Origin of the sequence: Acinetobacter seifertii, assembly GCF_000368065.1 — a bacterium.
In the GTDB taxonomy this organism is placed as follows: Bacteria; Pseudomonadota; Gammaproteobacteria; order Pseudomonadales; family Moraxellaceae; genus Acinetobacter; species Acinetobacter seifertii.
The window spans coordinates 1,715,441-1,739,560 of record NZ_KB851200.1 but is presented as its reverse complement, the minus strand read 5'-3'; the positions used below and the strand labels follow the sequence as shown (position 1 = coordinate 1,739,560).

General features: G+C 39.7%; 23 protein-coding genes, 2 pseudogenes and 1 other annotated feature. Of the genes and pseudogenes, 20 read left to right on the top strand and 5 right to left on the bottom strand.

Going from position 1 to position 24,120, the window contains the following annotated elements; translation table 11 throughout:
• Window positions 1–565: 565 nt before the first annotated feature.
• From F985_RS15655 to F985_RS15640, 4 genes and pseudogenes are all read left to right on the top strand, one after another.
• Window positions 566–1,126 carry a TetR/AcrR family transcriptional regulator gene (locus tag F985_RS15655; protein ID WP_004702542.1) on the top strand — a complete coding sequence of 187 codons (561 nt, stop codon included), beginning with the start codon at window positions 566–568 and terminating at the stop codon, window positions 1,124–1,126.
• Window positions 1,127–1,391: 265 nt separating this feature from the next.
• Window positions 1,392–2,611 (top strand): IS3 family transposase gene (locus tag F985_RS15645; RefSeq protein ID WP_085945696.1). Its coding sequence is split into 2 segments (ribosomal slippage): window positions 1,392–1,668 and window positions 1,668–2,611, totalling 1,221 coding nucleotides; the frame shifts between segments, so codons are not numbered across the junction.
• Window positions 1,667–1,783 (top strand) — a sequence feature (AL1L pseudoknot). It overlaps the preceding gene by 117 nt.
• Window positions 2,612–2,663: 52 nt before the next feature.
• Window positions 2,664–2,870: pseudogene (locus F985_RS25275) on the top strand (hypothetical protein); the annotation flags it as partial.
• Between the two features lie 227 nt (window positions 2,871–3,097).
• Window positions 3,098–3,415, top strand: a complete 318-nt coding sequence (locus tag F985_RS15640; protein ID WP_004702539.1) for a hypothetical protein — start codon at window positions 3,098–3,100, stop codon at window positions 3,413–3,415.
• Between the two features lie 33 nt (window positions 3,416–3,448).
• On the opposite strand, the gene F985_RS15635 is transcribed toward F985_RS15640, so the two are convergent.
• Together F985_RS15635 and F985_RS15630 are read right to left on the bottom strand one after the other, a co-directional pair.
• Entirely contained in the window at window positions 3,449–4,339 is an 891-nt protein-coding gene (locus tag F985_RS15635) for a hypothetical protein (RefSeq protein ID WP_004702537.1), read from the bottom strand.
• Window positions 4,336–5,403: a GNAT family N-acetyltransferase gene (locus tag F985_RS15630; RefSeq protein ID WP_004702536.1), complete on the bottom strand. Its 1,068-nt coding sequence runs from the start codon at window positions 5,401–5,403 to the stop codon at window positions 4,336–4,338. The genes F985_RS15635 and F985_RS15630 overlap by 4 nt, the downstream gene beginning before the upstream one ends.
• Between F985_RS15630 and F985_RS0104500 the strand changes: the two are divergent.
• Window positions 5,359–5,622 (top strand): annotated as a pseudogene (locus tag F985_RS0104500) (DUF4424 family protein); the annotation flags it as partial. The gene F985_RS15630 and the pseudogene F985_RS0104500 sit on opposite strands and share 45 nt — an antisense overlap.
• Window positions 5,623–5,713: 91 nt before the next feature.
• Window positions 5,714–6,511: an SDR family NAD(P)-dependent oxidoreductase gene (locus F985_RS15625; RefSeq protein ID WP_004702535.1), complete on the top strand. Its 798-nt coding sequence runs from the start codon at window positions 5,714–5,716 to the stop codon at window positions 6,509–6,511.
• Here F985_RS15625 and F985_RS15620 read toward each other — a convergent pair.
• Complete coding sequence (locus tag F985_RS15620; protein ID WP_004702534.1) at window positions 6,508–7,110, bottom strand: HvfX family Cu-binding RiPP maturation protein; 603 nt, start codon at window positions 7,108–7,110, stop codon at window positions 6,508–6,510. The genes F985_RS15625 and F985_RS15620 overlap by 4 nt on opposite strands.
• Window positions 7,111–7,274: 164 nt before the next feature.
• Between F985_RS15620 and F985_RS15615 the strand changes: the two genes are divergently transcribed.
• From F985_RS15615 to F985_RS15560, 12 genes are all read left to right on the top strand, one after another.
• Complete coding sequence (locus F985_RS15615; RefSeq protein WP_004702533.1) at window positions 7,275–7,583, top strand: HvfA family oxazolone/thioamide-modified RiPP metallophore; 309 nt, start codon at window positions 7,275–7,277, stop codon at window positions 7,581–7,583.
• 69 nt (window positions 7,584–7,652) lie between these two features.
• Window positions 7,653–8,516, top strand: coding sequence for an HvfB family MNIO-type RiPP peptide maturase (locus F985_RS15610; RefSeq protein WP_004702532.1), 864 nt, complete (start codon window positions 7,653–7,655; stop codon window positions 8,514–8,516).
• Window positions 8,467–9,228 carry an HvfC family RiPP maturation protein gene (locus tag F985_RS15605; RefSeq protein ID WP_004702531.1) on the top strand — a complete coding sequence of 254 codons (762 nt, stop codon included), beginning with the start codon at window positions 8,467–8,469 and terminating at the stop codon, window positions 9,226–9,228. The genes F985_RS15610 and F985_RS15605 overlap by 50 nt, the downstream gene beginning before the upstream one ends.
• Window positions 9,225–9,845 (top strand): RNA polymerase factor sigma-70, encoded by a 621-nt coding sequence (locus F985_RS15600; RefSeq protein ID WP_004702529.1) that lies wholly within the window; start codon window positions 9,225–9,227, stop codon window positions 9,843–9,845. The genes F985_RS15605 and F985_RS15600 overlap by 4 nt, the downstream gene beginning before the upstream one ends.
• Window positions 9,839–10,018 carry a zf-HC2 domain-containing protein gene (locus F985_RS15595; protein WP_004702527.1) on the top strand — a complete coding sequence of 60 codons (180 nt, stop codon included), beginning with the start codon at window positions 9,839–9,841 and terminating at the stop codon, window positions 10,016–10,018. The genes F985_RS15600 and F985_RS15595 overlap by 7 nt, the downstream gene beginning before the upstream one ends.
• A 90-nt stretch (window positions 10,019–10,108) precedes the next feature.
• Complete coding sequence (mumR, locus tag F985_RS15590) at window positions 10,109–11,020, top strand: LysR family transcriptional regulator MumR (RefSeq protein ID WP_004702525.1); 912 nt, start codon at window positions 10,109–10,111, stop codon at window positions 11,018–11,020.
• Between the two features lie 341 nt (window positions 11,021–11,361).
• Window positions 11,362–12,615: an NRAMP family divalent metal transporter gene (locus F985_RS15585; RefSeq protein WP_077168285.1), complete on the top strand. Its 1,254-nt coding sequence runs from the start codon at window positions 11,362–11,364 to the stop codon at window positions 12,613–12,615.
• A gap of 34 nt (window positions 12,616–12,649) precedes the next feature.
• Complete coding sequence (locus tag F985_RS15580) at window positions 12,650–13,414, top strand: LamB/YcsF family protein (RefSeq protein WP_004702522.1); 765 nt, start codon at window positions 12,650–12,652, stop codon at window positions 13,412–13,414.
• Window positions 13,415–13,426: 12 nt separating this feature from the next.
• A complete protein-coding gene (locus F985_RS15575) occupies window positions 13,427–14,233 on the top strand; it encodes a putative hydro-lyase (RefSeq protein WP_004702520.1) in 807 nt (268 codons plus the stop codon).
• Between the two features lie 32 nt (window positions 14,234–14,265).
• Window positions 14,266–15,849: a 5-oxoprolinase subunit B/C family protein gene (locus F985_RS15570; protein WP_004702519.1), complete on the top strand. Its 1,584-nt coding sequence runs from the start codon at window positions 14,266–14,268 to the stop codon at window positions 15,847–15,849.
• Window positions 15,849–17,567 (top strand): acetyl/propionyl/methylcrotonyl-CoA carboxylase subunit alpha, encoded by a 1,719-nt coding sequence (locus F985_RS15565; protein WP_031944507.1) that lies wholly within the window; start codon window positions 15,849–15,851, stop codon window positions 17,565–17,567. The genes F985_RS15570 and F985_RS15565 overlap by 1 nt, the downstream gene beginning before the upstream one ends.
• A 262-nt stretch (window positions 17,568–17,829) precedes the next feature.
• Window positions 17,830–19,050, top strand: a complete 1,221-nt coding sequence (locus F985_RS15560; protein ID WP_004702515.1) for a chloride channel protein — start codon at window positions 17,830–17,832, stop codon at window positions 19,048–19,050.
• Between the two features lie 27 nt (window positions 19,051–19,077).
• Here the strand turns inward: F985_RS15560 and F985_RS15555 are convergent, their stop codons facing one another.
• Entirely contained in the window at window positions 19,078–20,298 is a 1,221-nt protein-coding gene (locus F985_RS15555) for a reverse transcriptase/maturase family protein (protein ID WP_004702512.1), read from the bottom strand.
• A gap of 1,292 nt (window positions 20,299–21,590) precedes the next feature.
• Between F985_RS15555 and F985_RS15550 the strand changes: the two genes are divergently transcribed.
• A complete protein-coding gene (locus F985_RS15550; protein ID WP_004702510.1) occupies window positions 21,591–22,145 on the top strand; it encodes a TetR/AcrR family transcriptional regulator in 555 nt (184 codons plus the stop codon).
• Between the two features lie 52 nt (window positions 22,146–22,197).
• Here F985_RS15550 and F985_RS15545 read toward each other — a convergent pair whose 3' ends face one another.
• Window positions 22,198–22,629 carry an SRPBCC family protein gene (locus tag F985_RS15545; protein WP_004702509.1) on the bottom strand — a complete coding sequence of 144 codons (432 nt, stop codon included), beginning with the start codon at window positions 22,627–22,629 and terminating at the stop codon, window positions 22,198–22,200.
• 251 nt (window positions 22,630–22,880) lie between these two features.
• On the opposite strand from F985_RS15545, the gene F985_RS15540 reads away from it, so the two are divergent.
• Entirely contained in the window at window positions 22,881–24,044 is a 1,164-nt protein-coding gene (locus F985_RS15540) for a zinc-dependent alcohol dehydrogenase (protein ID WP_004702506.1), read from the top strand.
• The last annotated feature ends 76 nt before the right edge of the window (window positions 24,045–24,120 follow it).

The window sequence follows — 24,120 nt, the reverse complement described above, 5'->3', positions numbered from 1 at the left end:
CCTTACTTTTTAATGATTTATTTTAAAGCAAATGTCATTTTGTGTACTTGACTGTGAAAGGCTTGAACACTATCCTTTGCCTGCTGGCCACATTGCCAGTCGGTCGTCGCGGACCGCTGTTTTCGACCACATCAGGATTATTTCTTCTGAGGAATAGTTTTGTGTGAGCATCTCCTCGTCTCCTCCCGTAGCGGTAGGACGGGAGAGGGACACCTTCGGGTGTGCTGGAGTCGAAACCAGTCCGCGAACCCTCTTCCGTTCTGCCACCATAATTTTAATGTCTGGCAGAACTCCCAATAGAAGGAGTTGGCTTTGCACATTCATTATTTCTTGGCTCTCGATGCCAAAAGCTATAACGACACCACTTAAATCATCTTTAAACAGCTTGATGGCCTTTAGGGTTCTCAGGCTTTAAGTCATTACGGCTCAAAAATTTGTATCAACAATAAAACTTGAGATGTGCCAAGCACAGTCTTTATGGCTTTGCTGTGCCTTTTTTTCTCCCAAAAAGGGCACAGGCTTTTTTCTCTTTTAGAAACAACAAGAATTTATAACGGTAAAAACTATGCGAAATTTAGAAACCTCTTCCAAAAAATTACACATTATCCGTACGTCTATTCGTCTATTTACAACTTACGGATTCCACACAGCAGGCGTAGATCTGATTGCCAAAGAGTCCGAAGTTCAAAAAGCTACGCTTTACAACTACTTTCGTTCAAAAGAGGGCCTGATTGAAATGTGCATTGCCTTTCAAAAAAGTTTACTTAAAGAAGAAGTGCTCGCCATTATTTATTCGAGCCATTACCGCACGGCTATCGATAAACTCAAAGAAATAGTGGTACTACATGTTAACTCTAATAGTCTGTATCACTTGTTACTTAAAGCCTTTTTTGAAATTAAAGTAGCTTACCCACAGGCTTACCGTATGGCAGTTGAGTATAGGAAATGGTTGCTTCATGAGATTTTTGATTTGATTTTTAGCTTAGAAATACATGCGTTAAAACCAGATGCTGAGATGGTTTTAAATTTAATGGATGGTTTAATGTTTGAGTTTTTAGGTACAAACAGTTTGGAACACAGGGATGTAGCCGTGGAGTATTTCTTTAAGCCTATCTGTTTAACATAAATGAATTTTTTAAATTGATGGTAGAGCTTGGGATTACTGAAGTGCGAGCATTGTGGGTGAGTAGTGCTCACCATTAATTTAGTATTAATTAAGTGTAATTCATCAGCATGTAAACCTATTTTTAAATATCATAAAATAGACAGTTCTGTATATTTTGTTATAAAATATAGTTGATTATGACCCCAATTTATAAAAATGTAATGTTTAATAATATTTGAACCGTACCGGGTTTGTCGGAGACCACTTTTCTTGAGAGAATGTCCCGATGAAAAAAGTAAAATACACCCCTGAAATCAGAGATAGAGCGGTTCAATTATTGATTGAATCCGAAAAAGATTATCCTTCTACTTGGGCTGCAATCACAGCAATTGCTCCCAAGATTGGCTGTACTCCTGAAACACTACGTTCCTGGCATCAGAAGCATTTGAATCAACAGAATCCAATTAAAGTACAGCAGCTTTCAGACCAAGAACGCATTAAACAACTTGAACGCGAAAATAAAGAACTGCAGCGAGCCAATGAAATTCTACGTAAAGCAGCTGCTTTTTTCGCCCAGGCGGAGCTCGACCGCCCACACAAATAATGGTGGATTTCATTCATAACCATAAAGACCTATACGGTGTTGAGGCGATTTGTAGAATTCTACCAATCGCAACTTCAACCTATTATCGAACTTTAGATCTTGCGGACAATCCAGAACATCGAGCGAAAAGAGATCTACATGACCTGCATCATGCTGAACAAATTAAACGAATTTGGCAGGAAAGTTCAGGTCGGTATGGTGTACGTAAAGTCTGGCAAAAACTGAAACGGGAAGGTTATATTGTTGCGCGCTGTACAGTTGCTCGATTGATGCAACAGCTAGGAATACAAGGTGTTTGGCGTGGTAAGAACAAACAAACGACACGTAGCAGAGATGATCAAAAACGAGCAGCCGACTTGGTGAAACGGAATTTTAGTGCTGATCATCCAGATCAGCTGTGGGTCGCAGACTTCACATATATTCAAACCCATTCAGGCTGGGTGTATACCGCCTTTATGATTGATGTTTTCTCACGGGCAATTGTTGGCTGGAAAGTATCAACACGGATGAATACAGACATGGTCCTTGATGCACTGGAACAAGCGTTACATGCTCGCGGTATGCCAAAGAATGTAATTCATCATTCCGACAGAGGCGTGCAATACCTTTCTATTCGTTACACCCATCGTTTGGAAGCAGCAAATTTACGAGCATCAGTCGGTACAACTGGTGATTCATACGATAATGCTTTGGCTGAAACGGTGAATGGCTTATACAAAACAGAGGTGATTGAATATTTAAAAGCAGATTGGCAAGGTTTAGCAGATGTACAACTTGCGACACTAAACTGGGTAGATTGGTTCAATAAAAAGCGTGTACACAGTGCACTGGGTTATGTATCGCCTTTTGAGTTTGAAGCAATGTACTATGATAAGATTAACCCGTTAGGTCAGGTGGCCTAACTTAAATAAAAAAGTCTCCGACAAACCCGGTACGGTTCAATTTCCCAAGTTTGAGTTACATATCATTGCTAAAAATTTATTTGAATTTTTTTCGCAAATTAATATTGTGCAGAATTTAATTATTGATCTATATGACTCTAACCCTAGAGGTAAAAATGGAGGGTATAAAACAGGTTTTTTAGAAGAGTTAAAGAAAATTCTTATAAATGAAAAAGTATTGTTAGATGTAGACTATTTTTTAGAATTTTTTTATGGTTAAGGTATAAAGGTTATTCCAAGATTTTAAGTTTTATTTTTATATAAGTATTGTATTGAAGTTAGCTCAAAGCAATCATAACAAGTTTTTTGAAACTTAACAGATACCTCAACTATCAATAAATCTGACAGAATCTAACTTTTAGTATCAAATAAAAGAAGTTATCTTAATTCTACTTGAGCACAAACTCTTAAAGTGCTCGTTTTTAGTTTGATTTTTAGGTATTTAAAATGAATAAAATGCATGTAACTTTGGCTGTAGTAGTCGGTTTAATTGTTGGTGGTGTAGTAGGTGCTTTAGGTTATTCTAAAACTGCTGCACGTTATGATGCTATGACCACAGCATGTGTAATGGTCAATCAGGCAGTTGAACACGAGATTTTAAAGCCTGAACAAGTAAAAGAGTTAGGTGAGCTTACAGGTCAAAACCTTAAGAAAGATTATGCTTCTGTAGCATCAAAATTTAAGTTTTCTGAAAAGCAGTTAGGCAATGCTTCTGAAGGCTCGAATTGTAGCCAGTTTATTGTTGGCGTAAACGCAGTGAAGTAATTAAAAGAAAACCCACAGATTGTGGGTTTTTTCTTATTGATTTGACCAAGCTGAATCTATGGCATGAATTAACCGTAAGTTTAGTGCTTTCTGTTCTAATTGCCAATTTGAGAGTTCCTCGGCAGTTGGTTCTTGTTGTCCATCCGAAGCTGCTAGAAACCGTTTAAAGTAATTTTTATAATGATAGGCCGAAACATCGCCAGTAATATCCGCTGCTACTAATCGACCCTTACACGTTTCAATTAAGCTCTGCAAGTGCTTCTCAAGAAACTTACCTTGATCCCAGTTTGTCATGACGACTTCGCTTGAAAGTACGTCCTTATCAATCGATAAATAAACAGGTAAGTTCGATGCTTTTATTTCTGTGAGAAATGCAGTTAGTAACTCATCTGGATGATCGAAGTTTTGCCATGCATTCTTTTTGCCTGTAAAACGTACCCATGAAGCATTTTGCTGAATACTCCAGTAGTGCAGCTTTCCTTTATATAGCGGTGACCAATGGTTTTCTACAGCATGTAGCCATCCAATATCACTTGAGCTAATTCCAAGTACATCTATTCTGGCAACTTGTGGAAGCTTACTTGCCCAATACACCCATGAGCCACAGTGAATACCAAAAGGGTAACGCATATTGTCAGGGTGGTTATCACAGACAATCAGATGAATTGGCTCAGCAGATGGCAATCTTTCCAGTAAAAGCTGGGTAACATGGTGATAATCACCACTACCTAAAAGAACACAACCTAGTTTTGAAGGTAAATGTTGGTTTAGGTGTGTACGTAACTCGTCGAACTCTTTTAATTTACAACCAAAGCGAATGACTTCTTGCCATGAGGTGAGATCAACACGTACAGCATCATCAGGATCACCAGCAGAATCATCAAAGTTTAAAACGATAGGTGTTCTGTTATTTACTGAACTCATGATCGTGTTTCCTGTTTAACATGCCACTGATGATCTGCTTCAAATAAAGGACGTAATTTTTTTAAAACAAAACGTAAGGCAGGGGAATGTATCCATACCAGATGACGGGTAAATGTAAATTTAGCCCCGAGTTGAGCTTTGACTTCAGGGTCTGTCCATCCTGCAATGTAGTACTTAAGGTTGTTAGCTAATGCATAATCTAAATTTACGAACCAACTAATAAAATATAAATTGTATTCTTTTGCGAGCGGGTAATTGAGCCCAATATATTTATCAACCAAATTGTTTTTATATTCATAACAAATGTTATAACCGACTAGTGTTGTATCTGCCCAATATAAAAAGACTTTACCGCCACTGTGGACATCTTGAAGAATTTCTGAAAAAAACTCAGGGCTGAGTAGGTCAAAATGTATTTCGCTTTGGTGATAAACGGCCAGATAGAGTTCATATAAATATGTTCTAAACTCAGGATCATTAAAGCGTTCATCCCCCGTAGACAATTGTTCAATGTTTAATTCATTTAAACTTTTGAGTTTGCGTTTAAAGTTTTTACGGCGTGGCCTAGATAATCTAGAGAGATATTCTTCACGGCTTGAAAAATCGATAGGGACATAAGCTAAAGCTTGTCCCTCTACAGATAGAAAACCTTTTTTTTCTGCTTCTTGAATAAAATTGTGACTGTAATTATTTTCAAGTTCGCTGAGTAAAGGTGAATCTAACGGAAGATCTTTAATAATACCTAACTTAATGTTTTGATCATTATTTTTTAAAAAGTCTGTAATTGAGTCCAGTGAAAGCTGATCAGGTAATAAACTGTATTCTGTAACAGTAGTACCGATAAAACATGTTTTAAAATGAAGGAGTTTTCCCCAGATTTGATAGCCTGGTACGGCTTTAATTTTTTTAAGAAGGTCTGTATCTAGAGTCGTTAATAAATCAAACTCTGTATAAAAATAAGGTAAAAAATCGCTAGGCGAATGAACCTGAAAACTTAAAGGTGGATGCTTTAAAAAAGGGATAAACAATTTAAGCAGGGCCTTAAAAAAGCTCAGGCAGAACATTCGCCGTTTAGTGCTTTAGGTTATATTTTGACGACAGGTGCTAACTGGGCAAAGCCAATTGAAAACTTTAAGTTAACTATTGAACGTGATAAAGGCGAACTAGTGTCATTTTGTTGGGATGGCAAAGTTAACAAAATTAGTCCGACTCAGTTTCAAATGACCAAAACCAAGTTTGTACCAAAACAAGACTTAGACGTTATTTTTGTTCATCTGCCATAAGCTCATACAAACTTTAAACTGTATAAAATTGCATCACTTTTGATTGTGTGTCATAACCTAAGCATGGCGCACAATAACAAGAGGATGCCGTATGTTGCTCAAGGGAAAAGTAGCAGTAATTTTTGGAGGCAGCGGCGCAATTGGCACTGCGATTGCGCAGGTTTTTCTTCGTGAAGGAGCACATGTTTATTTATGTGCAAGGGATTTAAATAAACTGCAAAACATTGCGATACAACTGCAAAAATACGAAGGCGCGGTACATACCGTCAATGTCGATGTGTTAGATAGTCAAGTAACCAGTGTGGCAGTTGCTCAAATTGCTCAAGCGACGAGTGGTTTAGATATCGTCATCAATGCGACCAGTTTTATTCATAATCAAGGCAAAGAAATTTTAGAATTAAACCTTGATGAGTTTGTAGGGGGAATAAATCCATTTCTAACGGCGCAGTTTAATATCTCTAAAGCTGCGGTTCCTTATATGGGCGGTAAGCGCGATGGAACCATCATTTCAATTGTGGCACCTTCAGCACGAATGGCGATACCAGGACATTTAGGACATATTGTGGGCTGTGCTGGTATTGAGGCATTTATTAAAGCGCTTGCCAGTGAGCTAGGCCCTAAGAATATACGGGTACTCGGTGTACGCTCACATGCAATTATTGATGCTGTTCAAGCGGGCTCTTATACACGCGAATTGTTTGAGTCTAAAGCACAGGCCATGGGGCTCAGCATAGGGCAATGGCTTGAAGGTGCTGCTCAGAGCACCATGCTAAAACGACTACCGACACTTTCACAAGTTGCAGAAACCGTTGCTTTTCTTGCCTCGGAACATGCGAATTCAATGACCGCAACGGTTGTAAACATGACTGCTGGTGCAATAATCGATTAGCGTAGTTTATTTTTAATCCAATAATCTAAACTGAAATAACGGCCGCCGCCAAGTACAAGCAGGGCAAGTAGCATAATCATATAGGTCGCGGCAAATTCAATTCCGTTATTTAAAATAACAAACGAGCCGCTCGATGTAAGCCAGTCATAGTTGCCATAGTTCTGTAAAATTTCTCGAGCTTTATCTAACTTTTCAGCGGAAGCCAATACTTGCATGTTCGCGAAGGGAGCATGCGGGTCTGCAATTGCTTGCCATCCATTTGGGAGGTGTACAGTAAATATTGCAACCAACATCGTAATAATAAGTGGAATACTAATTAAACGGGTAAACAAACCCAGTGTTAAGAGTATTGCACCTGCCAGTTCAGTTGACGTTGCAAGCACAGCCATTAAATAGGGGAAAGGAAGTCCCAATCCTCCATCTGAACTGCCAAACCATTCTACAATGTCATTGAAGTGCATCAATTTATTTGTACCCGCCATCCAAAATATAGGGACGAGGTACAATCGAAGAGCAAGTGCTGCAATGCCATCAATATGTTGTAAAGACTTACCGAGATTTTGATAATATTGAGATAAGCCATAAATAAAGTTCTTCATGATAATTTCACATCCAATGCGATTGAATAATAATTAGTCGGATGGAAACTGTATTTCTTACATAAAAAATTTTTTTATTTACGGTGTAATAAAAAAGGATTTGATCCGTCTAACTTTATGTACATGTGTACAAACCGAGAAATTAGCATTAAAGGAATACGAAAATGAACAAACTCAACTCAATGACTTCAGTGGCAGCATTATTAGCACTTTCAGTTGCAGGTGCTACGCAAATGGCTGTAGCAGCAACCAATACAACAACTGAAGTACATGCAACTAAAGCAGCTGATGGTAAATGTGGTGAAGCGAAATGCGGAGCTAACAAAATGAAAAAACATGAAAAATCTGCGGAAGCAAAATGTGGAGCAGCTAAAAAAGCAGCAGATGGTAAATGTGGTGCAACTAAAAAAGCAGCGGACGGTAAGTGCGGTGCAGATAAAAAAGTTGCTGATGGCAAGTGTGGCGCTAAGTAAACCATCTGATCAAGGATGATGTCGGCCTTCTATTAAGTGTCGGCATCATTTCCAAAAGGAGAAGTCACCATGATGCAGTTGAATGGTGTAGGGCTTGGTTTAAGACGTGACTTTATAGATGCATTTCTAACGGCAAAAACATATCCCGACTTTATTGAGGTTGCCCCAGAAAATTGGCTAGGTTTTGGTGGTCGACATGCAAAATTACTTGCACAGTGTGCAGAAAAAGCACCGTTAATTTGTCACGGCTTGTCATTATCTATTGGGGGGCCGCATCCACTTAATCTCGAATTTATAGGTAAAGTAAAAAGTTTTTTAGAACAATACGGAGTACCAATTTATTCTGAACATTTAAGTTATACAAATGATGGCGGCTATTTATATGATTTGTTGCCAATACCGATGACGGAAGCCGCTGTTAAATATGTGGCTGAACGCATTTTGCGTGTACAGGATATTTTAGGGAAAAGATTAGTCATAGAGAATGTTTCTACTTACGTCATGCCGAATGCCGAAATGAGTGAAGCCGAATTTATTCGTGAAGTGATTCAACATGCTGACTGTGATTTGCTTCTTGATGTAAATAATGTCTATGTCAACAGTACCAATCATGGTAGCGATGCATTTGGATTTATTCAGAACATGCCAAAGGAACGAATTCGTTACTTACATATTGCTGGACATGAAAAAGTTCAGAAAAATTTGTTAATTGATACCCATGGGGCGGAAGTTTGTGACCGTGTTTGGGAGTTGTTGAGATATACCTATCAAGTATGCGGAATAAAACCGACATTATTGGAACGCGATTTTAATATTCCATCATGGCAAGAATTAGAAGAGGAACTCGCCAAAATCAAACTCATTCAACAACAGGAGACTGGCTATGAAGGGAAATCAAATATCCTTCCAAACCATGCAGCAACAGTTTTGTGACTGGATTCGTGATCCTGATTTGGAATTACCTCAAGCACTTCCTCCTCAAAGAATGCAAATTTATCGGGATTTACTTTTTAATAATATTTGTTCATTTATTGACTTAGTTTATCCAGTAGCTCGTGCCATGTTGCCAGAGTTAAAGTGGCAACAATTGTTGTTAGAGTTTTTTCAAAAAGCTAAAAGCCGCTCACCTTTATACAATGATATCTCTTTAGAGTTTAGAGAGTATTTAACAGAGCAACAGCATCCGATATTACAAGAGTATCCTTGGTTGGCTGAGTTATTACAGTTTGAATGGCTAGAATTATATTTAGACACTGTTGAAATTGAAGATGTTGTTTTACATGAAAATTATGCTTGGCAGTTAACCACCAAAGTATGGGTATTGGTTTATCAATATCCCGTTTATACGTGGACGACTTTAATGACTCCAGAACAAGTAGAACTTTTACCAGGCGCAGTAATGGTCTGGCGCGATGAACAAGATAAAGTATGTATTGAACAACTCTCTCCACTGTTTGCTATGTTGATTGAACAGTTAACGCAAAATATAACCTTAACTGACCATGATATTTTCACCCTTATTCAATCTGTACTCGCTAACTTGTCTGAGTCTGAAATTTATCTGCAAATTCAAGAACTCAAAAACCTCTTATCTCGACTACAATTAATCCAAACTCTCCATGATTTTAAAGAGGCACAAGCATGACTTCAGCCGCGGCATCACGTCATGACGACTTAGGGGATCAACTGCATAACCCAGCCTTTTTACAAGACTTAAGGCAGCAAATGATTAAATTTGCTTTTTTACAGTTATCCTCACTTCCGCAAGCTGAAGATGTAGTGCAAGAGGCTTTAACCAGTGCTTTTCAAAACTTAGATTCATTTAAAGGGCGGGCTGCGTTCAAAACATGGGTATTCGCTATTTTAAAAAATAAAATTATTGATGTGGTTCGGCAAAAGTCACGTTTGGTTGCCATGTCTGAATTATTTAAAGATGAGGAAAGCGAACTCAGTGTTGATGAATTGTTTGATGCTTCAGGACACTGGCATAAATATGAAGCACCTCAAGCATGGCAAAGCCCTGAAGAAATGATGGAACAGTCAGATTTTTGGATAATTTTTGAAGCCTGTTTAGATCATTTGCCTGCCAAATATGCTCAGGTTTTTATGATGAGAGAAGTGGTAGAGCTGAGTTCTAACGAAATTTGTAGCAAGCTGGAGTTATCTATTTCAAACTTTAATGTCTTGATGTATCGAAGTCGTACCCGTTTACGGGAATGCTTAGAAAATAAATGGTTACTGAAGGAGGATTGTTCATGTTGACATGTCGACAAGCCACTCAACTGTTGTCTGAAAAACAAGATAGACCACTTTTTTTACGTGAGCAAAGTAGTTTACAACTGCATTTGTTGGCATGCCGATCATGCCGCCGTTATGCAAAGCAGATCAAAACAATTAGTCAGCTTTCCAAAGCATTTAAAAATTTGGATAACTAACTTTAGTTAAAAATTTATTTATTGCTGGCCTTAACATGTTAAAAGCTTACATACTATAAAAGTAAAGGAATTTTTAAGACAGGATGAAACGTGAATTTAAAGAATCTTGAAGCATTTTATTGGGTTGTGACGTTAAATAGCTTCAATAAGGCGGCAATTAAATTACAAACGACGCAGCCTGCTGTCTCTCAAAAAATCACATCTCTTGAAAATGAATTAGGTTTTAAGGTTTTAGACCGAAGCTTGCGGCAGTTTAAACTGACCCATAAAGGCATGACCTTATTTAAATATGCCGAAAAGTTTATGCGTTTAGAAACCGATCTGGTCGCAGAGCTTACCGAAAACCAGCATCTGACGGGAACCATACGTTTAGGCGTTTCCGAAACCATTGTGTATACGTGGTTGGTTGAATATATCGAAAAAGTTCAACAAGAATTTCCAAAAGTTTCGGTCGAAATTGTGGTTGACCTGACACCTAATTTACAAGAAGGCGTTCGTACAGGTGACTTGGATATGGCCTTTTTACTTGGCCCAACCTTGGCTTTTGAATGTATTGAGCAGTCACTTTGTAACTTTGAACTCAGTTTCTTAGCAGCACCATCGTTTAAAGGTGGAATTGGGCAAATGTCTTTTAAAGCCTTAATGTCGCATACCATTTTAACCTATCCAAAAATTACCTATCCCTATAAGGAATTAAAGGCCAAAATGAAAGAACAGGGCATTGATGAGCCGCTTTCAATTACCAGTTATTCATTAGCGACGTTGTTGCGTCTTGCTGAGCAAGGTTTAGGTATTGCAGTCGTACCGACCTTAACGGCTTTAAAGGAAATTACCGACGGACGATTGGAAATATTAGATACGCCTATTCGCTTAAAAACCTTTCATTTCACGTCCATTTATATTCACGGGAATGACGTTGCCTTGAAAGAAAAATTAACCGAGGTCGCTGTTAAAGTCTCGGCGAGTGCCATGAAAAGGCTGAATGAGCAAATTAAAAAATAAGTAGAATCGGTGATCTTTTAATCTCATTTTTCTTCTCTAAATTATCGCTGCTTGTATGCAAAGTCATAAAGGCAGCTTATGAAAGTCGATAAGTAAAATTTATCCTGACTTTTAATGAAATTAAAAAATAATAAAAATTAAATACTTATAAATTTTATTTTATGTAAAAAGTCTTATTGTCCGTAAGGATGAGCTATGTTTTTATTTGAGATACAAGATTTGATCACCGATTAAGTTGATTGGGGAATAGGGAATCTTTGTCATTTTAAAGGATTAAAGAATATCGTTTGGGACAAAAATGGTGTTCTTGGTTCAACTTGAAATAGCGTTGTTAAGCTCAAATGGATGAGGAACGCATTAATATGTCTTTACTAAAATCTTCTTTTTTATCAGATCGCCAATGGGCCATTGTTGCCTCAATCTTTATGATGGCGACCTCTGCAATGGGGCCAGGATTTTTAACCCAAACTGCTGTATTTACAGTGAAGTTAGGTGCTGCATTTGGCTTTGCAATTTTAGTTTCCATTCTCATTGATTATGTAGTTCAACAAAACATTTGGCGAGTAGTAACACTCACTCAAATGCGTGCATCAGATATTGCCAATAAAGCATTGCCGGGTAGTGGTTATTTACTGGCGTTTCTGGTGATTTTGGGCGGTTTTTTCTTTAGTGTCGGTAACATTGCAGGTGCAGCTTTAGGTTTAAATGCACTTTTTGGCCTAGACACAAAGTGGGGTGGTATTTTAAGTGGTGCCTTAGCCATTTTGATTTTTGCATCAAGAAAAGCAACGCTTGCCATGGATAAAAGCATGATCGTGTTGGGACTGCTTAAAATCCTGCTGATTATTATTGTTGCCGTCATTGTAATGCCTCCTGTGGGACAAGCTGTACATCAAACTTTTGCTCCAGATCATATCGACTTTGCCATTATTACCACCATTGTTGGCGGTACGGTTGGTGGCTATATCTGCTATGCAGGTGCACATCGTTTACTCGATAAAGGCGCTGTTGGCCCTGAAAATATTGATGAAGTTGCTAAAGCTGCAACCAAAGGCATTGTTGTCGTTGGTATCATGCGCTACGTATTGTTTTTAGCGTTTTTAGGTGTGGTGGTGAGCGGTGCAACCATTGATTTAGCTAGCCATGATGCTAATCCGGCAGCTCAAGCATTCCAATATGCAGCGGGTACATTTGGTTTTAAATTATTTGGTTTAATCTTCTGGGCAGCAGGTATTAGTAGCACCATCGGCGCAGCATATACTTCGGTTTCATTCTTTACTGCATTTAAAAAGAATTTAACTCCAAAACAAACCAACTATACGACCATTACCTTTATCGCATTGGCTTTATTGCTGTATGTATTATTGGGTGCAACTCCAGCAGGTCTGCTCATTTTTGTCGGTGGTTTTAACGGTTTGGTGTTGCCAATTGGTCTTACAATTTTTGTGTATGTTGCTGCATGCCGAAAAGATTTGATGGGTAATTATAACTATCCAAAATGGTTACTTATTTTGGGTGGTTTAACATGTCTGTTGACGTGGTGGATGGGTTATATGTCATTTACGACAGTATTTAACTATTTGACTAAGCTTTAAGCCAGACTGCGTAAAGTAATAAAGGAATAATGCCATGTTTGTAGATTTAAATAGTGATTTGGGTGAAAGCTTTGGCTCATGGAAAATGGGTAATGATGACCAGATTTTACCAGTCGTGACCAGTGCCAATATTGCTTGTGGCTTCCATGCTGGCGACCCGCTTGGCATTTTAAAAACGGTTCGTAAAGCAGTGGAGCTTGGCGTGACTATTGGCGCTCACGTGTCTTATCCAGACCTTGTAGGCTTTGGCCGCCGTAATATGGATTTGTCACGTGACGAACTTATTGCCGATGTGCTTTACCAAATTTCTGCACTCGATGGCTTGGCAAAAGTGGCAGGCTCAAAAGTGCGATACGTTAAACCCCATGGCGCACTTTATAACACTATTGCACATGACCAAGCACAGGCAGCGGCAGTAATTGATGCGATTAAAATGTATAACCCTGAACTGGTTTTGGTGGCTTTGGCTGGGTCAAACTTAGTCGAGCAGGTACGTGCGGCTGGTTTAAAAGTGGTATCTGAGGCATTTGCAGACCGTGCTTATACCAGCGATGGTTCATTGGTATCTCGCCGTCTAGAAGGTGCGGTTTTGCACGACTCGGCATTTGTTGCGAGCCGTGTGGTGTCTATGCTTAAAAATGGTGGGGTTGAGTCAATTGATGGCATATTTACACCAATTCAAGCCGACACCATTTGCTTACATGGCGACACCGATGGCGCATTAGAAATGTCGGCAGCCATTAAAGCCGAGCTTGTAAAAAACAATATTGAAATCCGCCCATTTGTAAACAAAGCATAAGGATGAGCAACCATGTATAAGGATATTAAAGTCGACCCAGCTCAGCTTGAAGCCACATTAGATGCGCGTTTAAAAATCCGTGCAGGTTTTGATAAACCAACGGCAGGCATGGCTGCGGGCATGACGCAGGTCAACATGATTTCGGTGCCAAAAGAGTGGGCATATGACTTTTTACTTTATGCACACCGTAACCCGCAAAGCTGCCCAGTGCTTGATGTGCTCGAAGAAGGCATTTATGCAACTAAGCTTGCGGCAGACTCAGACATCCGAACCGACTTTCCGCGCTATCGCATTTGGAAAGATGGCGAAATGGTCGATGAAGTGACCGATGCAAGTGAGATTTATAATGCACATCCTGATTTAGTGACTTTCTTAATTGGCTGTAGTTTTTCGTTTGAAACGGCTTTGCAAGAAGCGGGCATCGAAGTGCGCCATATTCATGACGACACTAATGTGCCGATGTATTTGAGCAACATACAGTGTGAACCAGCAGGGCGTATTTCAGGAAACATGGTGGTTTCTATGCGACCTATTCCATCGCATCAAATTAGTGAAGCGGTAAAAATTACATCACGTATGCCAAGCGTGCATGGTGCACCTGTACATATTGGGCACCCTGAAAGCTTAGGCATTAAGGATGTAAACAAGCCAGACTTTGGCGATGCTTCCCGTATTGAAGCAGGTGAAATCCCAGTGTTTTGGGCATGTGGGGTAACACCGCAAGCTGCGGTGATGAATTCGAAAATTCCTTTTGCGATTAGTCATGCACCGGGTCATATGTTTATTACCGACATTCCTGACCGCGCTTGGATGGGCTAATTGGACTAAAGAAGAATTAAAAGGATAAGCAAATGCGTTTTTTATCGGTAAACGCCGATTGTTTTCTGATTGAGCTTGCGAGCCTAGAAGAAACTTTGGCGTTATACAATAAATTGCAAAATACGCAATTGAATGGAATTAAAGACTTAGTCCCTGCTGCAAAAACAATTTTGGTTTTTTTTAACGAGATCGAAACTAACTTTAAAACGCTGGTTGCTTCAATTCAAAGCCTTAAAATTGATTCTGGGTTTGAGCGCAGTAGCCAAGAAGTGATTGTGCCGATTCGTTACGATGGCGAAGACCTTGCTCAGGTTGCCGAGTTACAAGGGCTGTCTGTGGCTGATGTGATTAGAAAACATCACCAAAGCGTGTGGAATGTGGCTTTTATTGGTTTTGCGCCGGGCTTTGCTTATATAAGTAGTCCCGATAAGCCTTTTACCGATATTCCACGCTTAACGGTTCCGCGTAAAAAAATACCGTCAGGCTCTTTGGGTTTGGCTGGAAAATACTCTGGTATTTACCCAAAAGACAGTCCGGGTGGCTGGCAGTTGATTGGTACAACATCAGAAAAAATGTGGGATTTAGAACGTAAAAATCCTGCATTGCTGTTACCGGGCATGACCGTACATTTTGAAGATGTTACGCATAGTCCAACCACTGTAAATGTACCGCAGCAAATCACACGTAAGGTTGAGCCGAAACAATCTCTGCCACTATTTACGATTACTGCGCCAAGTTTACAGATGCTTATTCAAGACGAAGGGCGCTTAAATCAGACCAACATTGGGGTTGGCGTGGCAGGTGCAATGGATGTGTCAGCCATGCACAGTGCTAACCGTATTGTGGGTAATCCAACCGATACACCCGTTATTGAAGTTTTAAATGGTGGCTTAAAGGCCAAGATGCAGCATGCAGGCGTTATTGCGGTGGCAGGTACTATTTCAAATATTCATGTGAAATTTGCTGACGGTCAAACCGCAGACTTTGCAAGTTATCAACCGATTGATTTAGACGAAGGCGATGAATTTCAAATTCTGCCGCCAACAGCAGGCTTAAGAAACTATTTGTCAGTTCGCGGTGGTATAGACGTTGAACCAGTACTGAATAGCGCTTCGTTTGACAGCTTGGCGGTACTAGGGCCAGAGCCTTTAAAACTTGGAGATACCATTTACCAAGGGCAAGTAAAGGCAACCAACATTAGTGTAAATGAAGTGGGCAAAAGCGACTTACCAAAAGCTGGCGAAGTCGTTGAGCTAGACATTGTGATGGGGCCACGCACTGACTGGTTTGAACAAGACAGTATTGAACTGCTCTGTCAGCAAGAATGGCTGGTAACCAATGAAAGCAACCGAGTCGGGCTAAGACTTTCAGGTGCACAGCCTTTGACTCGCAAAATAACCCATGAACTAGAAAGTGAAGGCACATGCATTGGTGCTTTGCAGATTCCACCGAGCGGCCAACCCGTTTTGTTTATGAATGATCACCCTTTAACGGGTGGATATCCGGTCATTGGCTCTGTTGCTAAACACCATTGGGACTTGGTGGCACAGATTCCGGCAGGTTGCCGCATCAAATTTAAAAAAATTGCCGAATTTACAGATTTTGAGAATGAATGATGAATACAGAAAAATTATTGATTGCTAACCGTGGTGAAATTGCCGTTCGTATTATCCATGCCTGCCGTGACATGGGCATTTCATCGGTCGCGTTATATGCAGATGACGATATTGGAAGCATGCATGTCGAACTTGCAGATGAAGCATGGGGCTTGGCTGGTGCGACTGCCAGTGAAACCTATTTAAATATTCCAGCCATTATCGAAATTGCAAAAAAATCGAAAGCAACGATGGTGCATCCGGGTTATGGCTTTTTATCTGAACGTGCTGAGTTTGCCCAAGCCGTGATTGATGCGGGTTTAAAATGGGTAGGGCCATCTCCAAGTGCCATTGAAAAACTAGGCGATAAAATCGAAGCACGTAAAATTGCTGCTTCAGTCGGTGCGCCGTTAGTTCAGGGTACGCAATACCCACTCAACAATGCAGATGAAGCTTTAGAGTTTGCCAAACAGTTTGGTTTGCCAATTGCCATTAAAGCGGCGTTTGGTGGCGGCGGGCGTGGTTTAAAAGTTGCTTGGAAACTCGAAGAAGTCAAAGAGCTTTATGAGTCGGCAGTACGCGAGGCAAAAGCTGCCTTTGGTCGTGGTGAATGTTTTGTCGAGCAATATCTCGATAAACCGCGCCATGTAGAGGCACAAGTCATAGCCGACCAACATGGCAATATTGTGGTACTTGGTACACGTGATTGCTCGTTGCAACGCCGTAACCAAAAGTTAGTCGAAGAAGCGCCAGCCCCATTTATTAGCGATGAGATTTACCAGCAAATTTTAACCTCGGCAAAAAACATTTGTCAGGCTGCAAACTATGTAGGTGCAGGTACAGTCGAATACTTACTAAGTCGTGACGGCAAGCTTTCATTCTTAGAAGTAAATACGCGTTTGCAAGTTGAACACCCAGTGACTGAAGAAACTTCAAAAGTCGATTTGGTGGTTGAGCAAATTCGCGTGGCACAGGGCCATGAGCTTTCTATTGAAGAAACACCAAAAGCACAAGGTCATGCGATTGAGTTTCGTATAAATGCCGAAGACCCAGCACGTGGTTTTATTCCAGCCTTTGGTGTGTTGAGTTTATTTGAAGCGCCGTTTGGTAACGGTGTACGCGTGGACACTGGTGTTCGCACTGGTTCTCTAGTGTCTAGTCACTTTGACTCACTCATGGCAAAACTGATTGTGAGTGGTCCAACTCGTGAAGTTGCAATTGCCCGTGCTAAACGTGCTTTAAAACAATTTAAAATTGAAGGTGTAGCATCAGTTTTAGACTTTCACCGTGCAGTACTCAATGAACCTGACTTTACCGAAGAATTTAATGTACATACGCGTTGGATCGAAAATGACTTTAAACAAGAGTTAAAGCCGACTAAACGCGGTATTCCAAACCATCAACAACCAATGCTGCTGAGCTACATTGAAATTGATGGCAAGTTACATCGTTTAGGTTTACCTGCGGGTATGTTTGCACAAGGCCCAGCAACTGCCGTTCAAGCACAAACTGCCGAGCCAGAAGTGGGTGCCGAGCATTTACTTGCCCCAATTAATGGTGTGATTAGTGGTTGGAAAGTTGAAAATGGTGAGCAAGTCACCGAAGGCCAAGTGGTTGCCATTATGGAAGCCATGAAAATGGAAGTGCAGGTACTGGCACACCGTAGTGGTGTGATTCAGATTAGCGCAGAGAAGGGTGCGACCTGCCATGCTGAAACCGTGATTGCGAGTATTAATTAATTATTTACTTTATTGATTGTTTATTAATTAATTGAGTCGATGGTTTTAACCTTTGATTAACCAATTTCAACTTGAAAGCCTGTAATGGTTATGAGATATTTATCACAGTTAAGTGATATAAATATTGATCACTGTATTTAAAGCTCGCTTATGCGAGCTTTAATTTTTAGCCCAGTTTAAGCATTTCTCACTTAATGAGCTGGCTGCATAAAAAATAATTTGAGAATTTGGCACTCACTCAAAGGCGAATTGAAGAAAGCGAATGAAAATTCTACCTTCATCTGAATATGATCAAATTCTAAAATACAGTGTTTATTGGCTCGTCATATCCATTGTGATTGGAGTCGTCGCGGGGCTGGCATCGACCTCAATTTTTGTGGCTTTTGATATTTCAAATAAAGTCAGAAGTTTGCATCATTGGCTCATCTACTTTTTGCCTTTTGTGGGTTTTGGTATTGGTTATCTCATTAAAAAATATGGATCGCCCATTGAACGCGGAACACATTTACTCATAGATGAGATTCATCAACCTAAGTCGTTTATTCCAAAACGAATGAGCCCCATCATTTTTATTACATCAATTTTAACGCAGTTATTTGGTGGTTCCGCAGGGCGTGAGGCACCAGCGGTACAGCTTTCGGGTGCTTTAATTGACCACTTAAGCCATATTTTAAAAATCTCGGAAGACAATCGCAAAATCTGTTTAATCGCCAGTATTGGTGCTGGTTTTGCTGGCGTGTTTGGTTTGCCTATGGCTGGTGCAATTTATGGTTTAGAAATTACCGCTTTAGGTAATTTAAGATACTCAGCTATTTTTCCATGTTTTGTGTCTGCTCTGATTGCTTCGACCATTCCTGAGCTATTCGATATAGTTCATCCACATGTTTTTTACGTCATAAGTGAGTTTCCAGCTATTCATTTTGGCGTGCTCATGAGCTTGATTGCGGCAGGGTTAGTCTTTGGTTTAGCTGCGCGTTTCTTTATTGCTGCTATTCATTTCGCGAGTGATGTCTTTTATAAATACATTCGCTATTTGCCATTAAGAACCATGGTCGGTGGTATTGTCATTATGCTACTTACGCTGTTTACTGCACATCAGCAATACAACGGTTTGGGTACAGATAAAATCATTGCATCTTTTTATGTGCCGATTGAGTTTTACGACTTTTTTAACAAGACTGTTTTTACTGCCATTACTTTAGGGTCGGGTTTTAAAGGTGGCGAAATTACACCACTGTTTTATGTGGGGGCGACATTAGGTAATGCTTTAGGGGCGGTTTTAAATCTACCAATTTCATTGCTTGCAGGCTTAGGGTTAGTCAGTTTGTTTTCTGGGGCAAGTAAGGCGCCTTTAACATCTATTATTTTAGCGATTGAACTATTTGGAATGAATGTTGCCACTTACGCCATTATTACTTGTTTATTGGCAGCGTTATTTTCAGGAGATTGTGGGTTGTATCGCCGTAAAAAGTTGATGGATTGATTAAGCCTTTCTAAGGAGTTGACTAGATTAAGTTAAACCAAGAAATTTTCTATTTTCACTAGAAAGAGAACTTAAATTAATATTTAAACCACCAACTCCGTATATTCTATGGAGAACTTTCTGATGTAAATCAATCATGTGGTTTTCAAGCTCAGTATAGTTAGTAATACAATCTGAGTATGCGGCTTTATAGCCCGATATACGTGACTCAATAGCAACCCCAAGATTAGCTAGCTTAATATTACTATCCAGTAATTGTTTGATTGAGCCTAATTGTAGTAATTCAGTACGGATCATATGCAATTGTTCACTTGTCAAAATAAGCTCATAGTCAGCATTACATTTTTTCTTACTTAAACCTAATCCTAAAAACTCAACTGTTTCGTCTGGGTTGTAAATTACTGTCTTTGAATTTAATTCACTAAGTAGGGGGATATCTAAATCTAATTTTTTTAAAGATGTACGGCAAAAACTATCAATTTGTTCACATTCATGCTTACTCTTAGCAAAGAAAATTAAATCATCAGCATATCTTACAGCGCTAAAACCATTAGCTTTAATTTCACTATCAAAAGTTCCTAAAAATAAATTTGCAAAAAAAGGAGACAAAGGCATTCCTTGGCGGACACCATGTCCTCTTCTAATTCCAAGTTTTTTAATCCGTGATGCTTGAGAATTTGAAGTGATTCGTACTTCACGATTTATTATCGAAAATAATAGAGGATGTAGAGAACGATGTTTAACTAAAGATTTAATCTTTTCCTTAAGTTTTTCACGGTCTACATTATCGAAGAATGCAGTGATATCAGTTTTATAAACCCAATTATGCTTCTTGCGAAGTTCACAGGCTTTCTTCGCCGCATCTTTGACTGTTTTTTTAGTGATAAAACCATAGCTTATACCATTATCAAGTTGATTATGATAATAATTGTTCAGTACATTTAGTAAAGCTCGCTGTACTATACGGTCTTCAATAGTCGGTACACAAATTAACCTATATTTACCATTCGATTTAGGAACTAAAAACGGATGGAGATCAGTAAATCCATAAGATCTATCTAACAACTTTTTTGAAATTTTTTTTAATAGTTGTTTTTTATTATGATTAAAATCATTGAGACTCATATTATTTAAATCTAATGAGTTTTTAGATTGTTTTTTTGAATTTTTCCAAATATGGTCCCAAGCTTCTTCAAGATTAGCAAGGCTTGCAACCTGAACTAATGCAGTTTTTACTTTTTTTGTCATCGTAATTCTTGCCGCAAATGTCTAACCCTAGGTTTGCGTTAAAGAGGTGGAATCTTGACTACTCAGCCCGTCATGGGCGAATGAATAGTCCAGAGACACGCCAGTGACCCATGACCAACTAGTGACCGTGGTATCAGTATGCCGCTTGGATACGTGCAGCGCAACTCGCAAAGAGATGCAAACCGTGAACCGCGCAACCGCCGCCGAGCAAATGAGAATGAGACGCAATAACAAAGTATTTAACTCACTCAAATCCAAATCCTCCCAATAACAAATGTGTAAATGACTTAATAGGGCGCAAATACCGTATGAAAGCCAATCGAAAACACAGCCAGAGTGAGGTGACGACTTACGCGCTTCCCCATCCGTGCTCATGGGCTGCCCCACACGCTCTTTACCCGCCTTCCCGACATTACCTAGGGAAGAAGACGGGTCCAAGCTAGAAATCTCATGACTACTCAGCCCGTCATGGGCGAATGAATAGTCCAGAGACACGCCAGTGACCCATGACCAACTAGTGACCGTGGTATCACAATGCCGCTTGGATACGTGCAGCGCAACTCGCAAAGATGAAAATTAGAAGCTACGTTCTAACAATAATGAGGATAATGGTTTATTTTTCAAGAACAAAATCAAATTATTTATAAAAAATTAAATCTACTGGTTTTTTATCTAGGTATTTAGTCGATTGTCCATTTAGTTATATTTTTCTTATATCTTCGACCGCTCTACTTTAATACAATTGTCATTTCCTACGCTTGACGATAACAAAAGCGAATACTATCCTTTGCGGGCTGGCCTACATTGCCAGTTGGTTTTAGCAGACCATCAGCCAAAGTACACGAAAAAGTCTAACTTTTTTGTGGAAATCCCTGCGTGCCCCCTCTACGGCGGAACGGGAGGGGGACACCTTCGGGTGTGCTGGATTCTTTGGCTCCAGTCTGCTAACCCTCTTTCGTTTCGCCACCATTATTTAGCAGTAATGCGGTGAAACTTCTTTTATAGCCAAAGGAGTTCGTTCATGCGTACAAATTCTTCTCAATTTTTGGCCTTTGCCAAAATCTCTCTATTTATACCATTTAAATACTCTCGAAATCGGTTTAATCGACTCTAGGTTTTCTGCACCTTAAGAATCGTTTCGACCCAAAAATCATAGCAACAATAAACCCGAGATAGGCGAGCACACCTTTATTGTGCCGCTTTTGCATGCCTGTTTTTAGCACTCAATTTAAGAGTGACGGCATTTCTATCTCTTTTACATACAACAAAAAATTATTTTAAACGGTACAGATATGTCACTTTTAGTACTTTCTACACGTGCTTTAAAAGTTGTGAATAAAGCAATTGATTTATTTCACCATCACGGATTCCATTTAGTAGGTGTCGATAGAATTATCAAAGAGTCTGAAATTACAAAAATGACTTTTTATCATCACTTCCAGTCCAAAGCGCGGTTTATTGAAATCTGCTTACTCGTGCAAAAAGAACGGCTACAAGACAAAGTCATTGCAACGGTTGAATATGACCAAGACTCAAATGTGAGAGACAAACTCAAAACACTGTATGACTTACATACAGACTTAGAAGGAATGTATTACCTGCTATTGAAAACCATTTTTGAAACTAAAAATAATTACCCAAACGCTTATCAAACTGCAGTGAGATATAGAATGTGGCTAACCAATGAACTTTATAGCCAGCTTAGAACATTAAAAGCGGATGCTTCATTTCACGATGCCAAACTACTTTTACATATAATTGAAGGAACCATTATTCAAAGGCTCAGCGATAACCATATAGATGAGCGGGATAAACAATTCACATATTTTATAGCGATGTTTTCGTAGAAATCTTCAAAAAATAAAAGCCCGTAATAGGGCTTTTATTTGATAGGACGAGTTAAAACTTAAGTTTTTTAAGACCACGGCTCACGCCATTTTCTAAAGCAGCTTTAATAATCGGGCCAATAAAAGGAACGCGACCTTTAAAGCTGATGGTGTAATTCAAACGAGTTCGGTTATTTCCCAAGTCAGTAAATTGCATCACACCGCGATGCGCCTTAATTGGACTAATGCCGCTTGTGATCGCGTACTCGATCAGTTCATTTTCTTTGTAAACTAAATTTGTTTCAACAAATGAAGGTGTAAACGGAATAGACATCTTGCGGGCAGAGCCAACACCGTTACGTGCATCCTTGCCATTACTAATGCGAGTGACTTTAGCAGGGGCAAAAAGTTTGCTTAGGTTTTCGTGTTCACTCAAGACTGCAAAGACTTTGTCTATAGGTGTATCAAATTCTTGTACGATGTTGATTTTTTGAGTTTTTAACATCTTGTTCCCTCTAAAGTAAATTTGACATGAGTAATTGTCAGAATTTGGATATTAGCACGCTTTTCACTAGGGTGGAATTCTAGTTCGTCGGCGTGATTTCATCTCTATATTGCACATTTTAGGGCAGAGCGAGGGCTTCATTTATTTGTATTTGAGTAATATGCCTTACGTGAAAAATAACAATCGTTGCAAACGGTAAAGAAAGCCTCCTCATAATCAAATGACATGAAAGGAAATAGAGGAATAACAATATGCGTGCTCTTACTTACCACGGTGCCGAAGACGTTCGAGTTGAAACGGTTGCAGACCCTATTATTCAAGAACCGGATGACATTATTTTACGTGTAACCGCCACAGCGATATGTGGCTCTGACTTGCATTTATATCGAGGCAAAATCCCAAAGACTGAACATGGCGATATCTTTGGGCATGAATTTATGGGTATTGTTGAAGAAGTAGGCCCCGCAGTCACTCACGTGAAAAAAGGCGACCGTGTCATTGTGCCTTTTGTGATTGCTTGTGGTGAATGTTTCTTTTGCCAACTTGACCTGACCGCTGCCTGTGAAACCACCAATACAGGGCGTGGTGCAATTATTAATAAAAAGCAAATTCCACCTGGTGCAGCTTTATTTGGTTATAGCCATTTATATGGCGGAGTACCGGGCGGCCAAGCAGAATATGTTCGTGTCCCAAAAGCCAACAAAGGACCTTTTAAAGTGCCTGGTTCATTGTCAGATGAAAAAGTACTTTTCTTGACCGATATTTTACCTACCGCTTGGCAGGCGGTGACCAACGCTCAAGTGACTCGTGGCTCAACCGTTGCAATTTATGGTGCAGGGCCAGTCGGACTATTAAGCGCCGCTTGTGCCAAGATGCTTGGCGCTGAAAAGATATTTATGGTCGATCACAATGAATATCGATTGACCTATGCGGCGGCAACCTACGGTGCCATTCCAGTTAATTTTGATGAAGTCGATGCGGCCGAATTTATTATTCAAAATACCGACAATTATCGTGGCGTCGATGCGGTGATTGATGCCATTGGTTTCGAGGCAAAAGGCAGTGTCATTGAAACAGTGCTCACCAATTTAAAGCTTGAAGGTTCAAGTGGCGCAGCGCTTCGTCAATGTATAGCCGCGGTTCGTCGTGGTGGTGTGGTGAGTGTACCGGGGGTATATGCAGGCCCAATTCATGGCTTCTTATTTGGCGATGCTTTTGATAAAGGCTTAACTTTTAAAATGGGCCAAACCCATGTGCATCAATATTTACCGCTTTTACTAGAATTTATTGAGCGTGGTGACTTGTCACCTGAAACGATTATTACCCACCGAATGAAATTAGAAGATGCCGCAGAGGGTTATCGCATTTTTAATGAAAGAGAACAGGACTGTCGCAAGGTAATTCTACTTCCTTAATACGCTCTCTTATAATTCATTCTTAAGCCTCTTCGTGCAAGGGGCTTTTTTATTTTGAAATGCACAATTTTAAGTG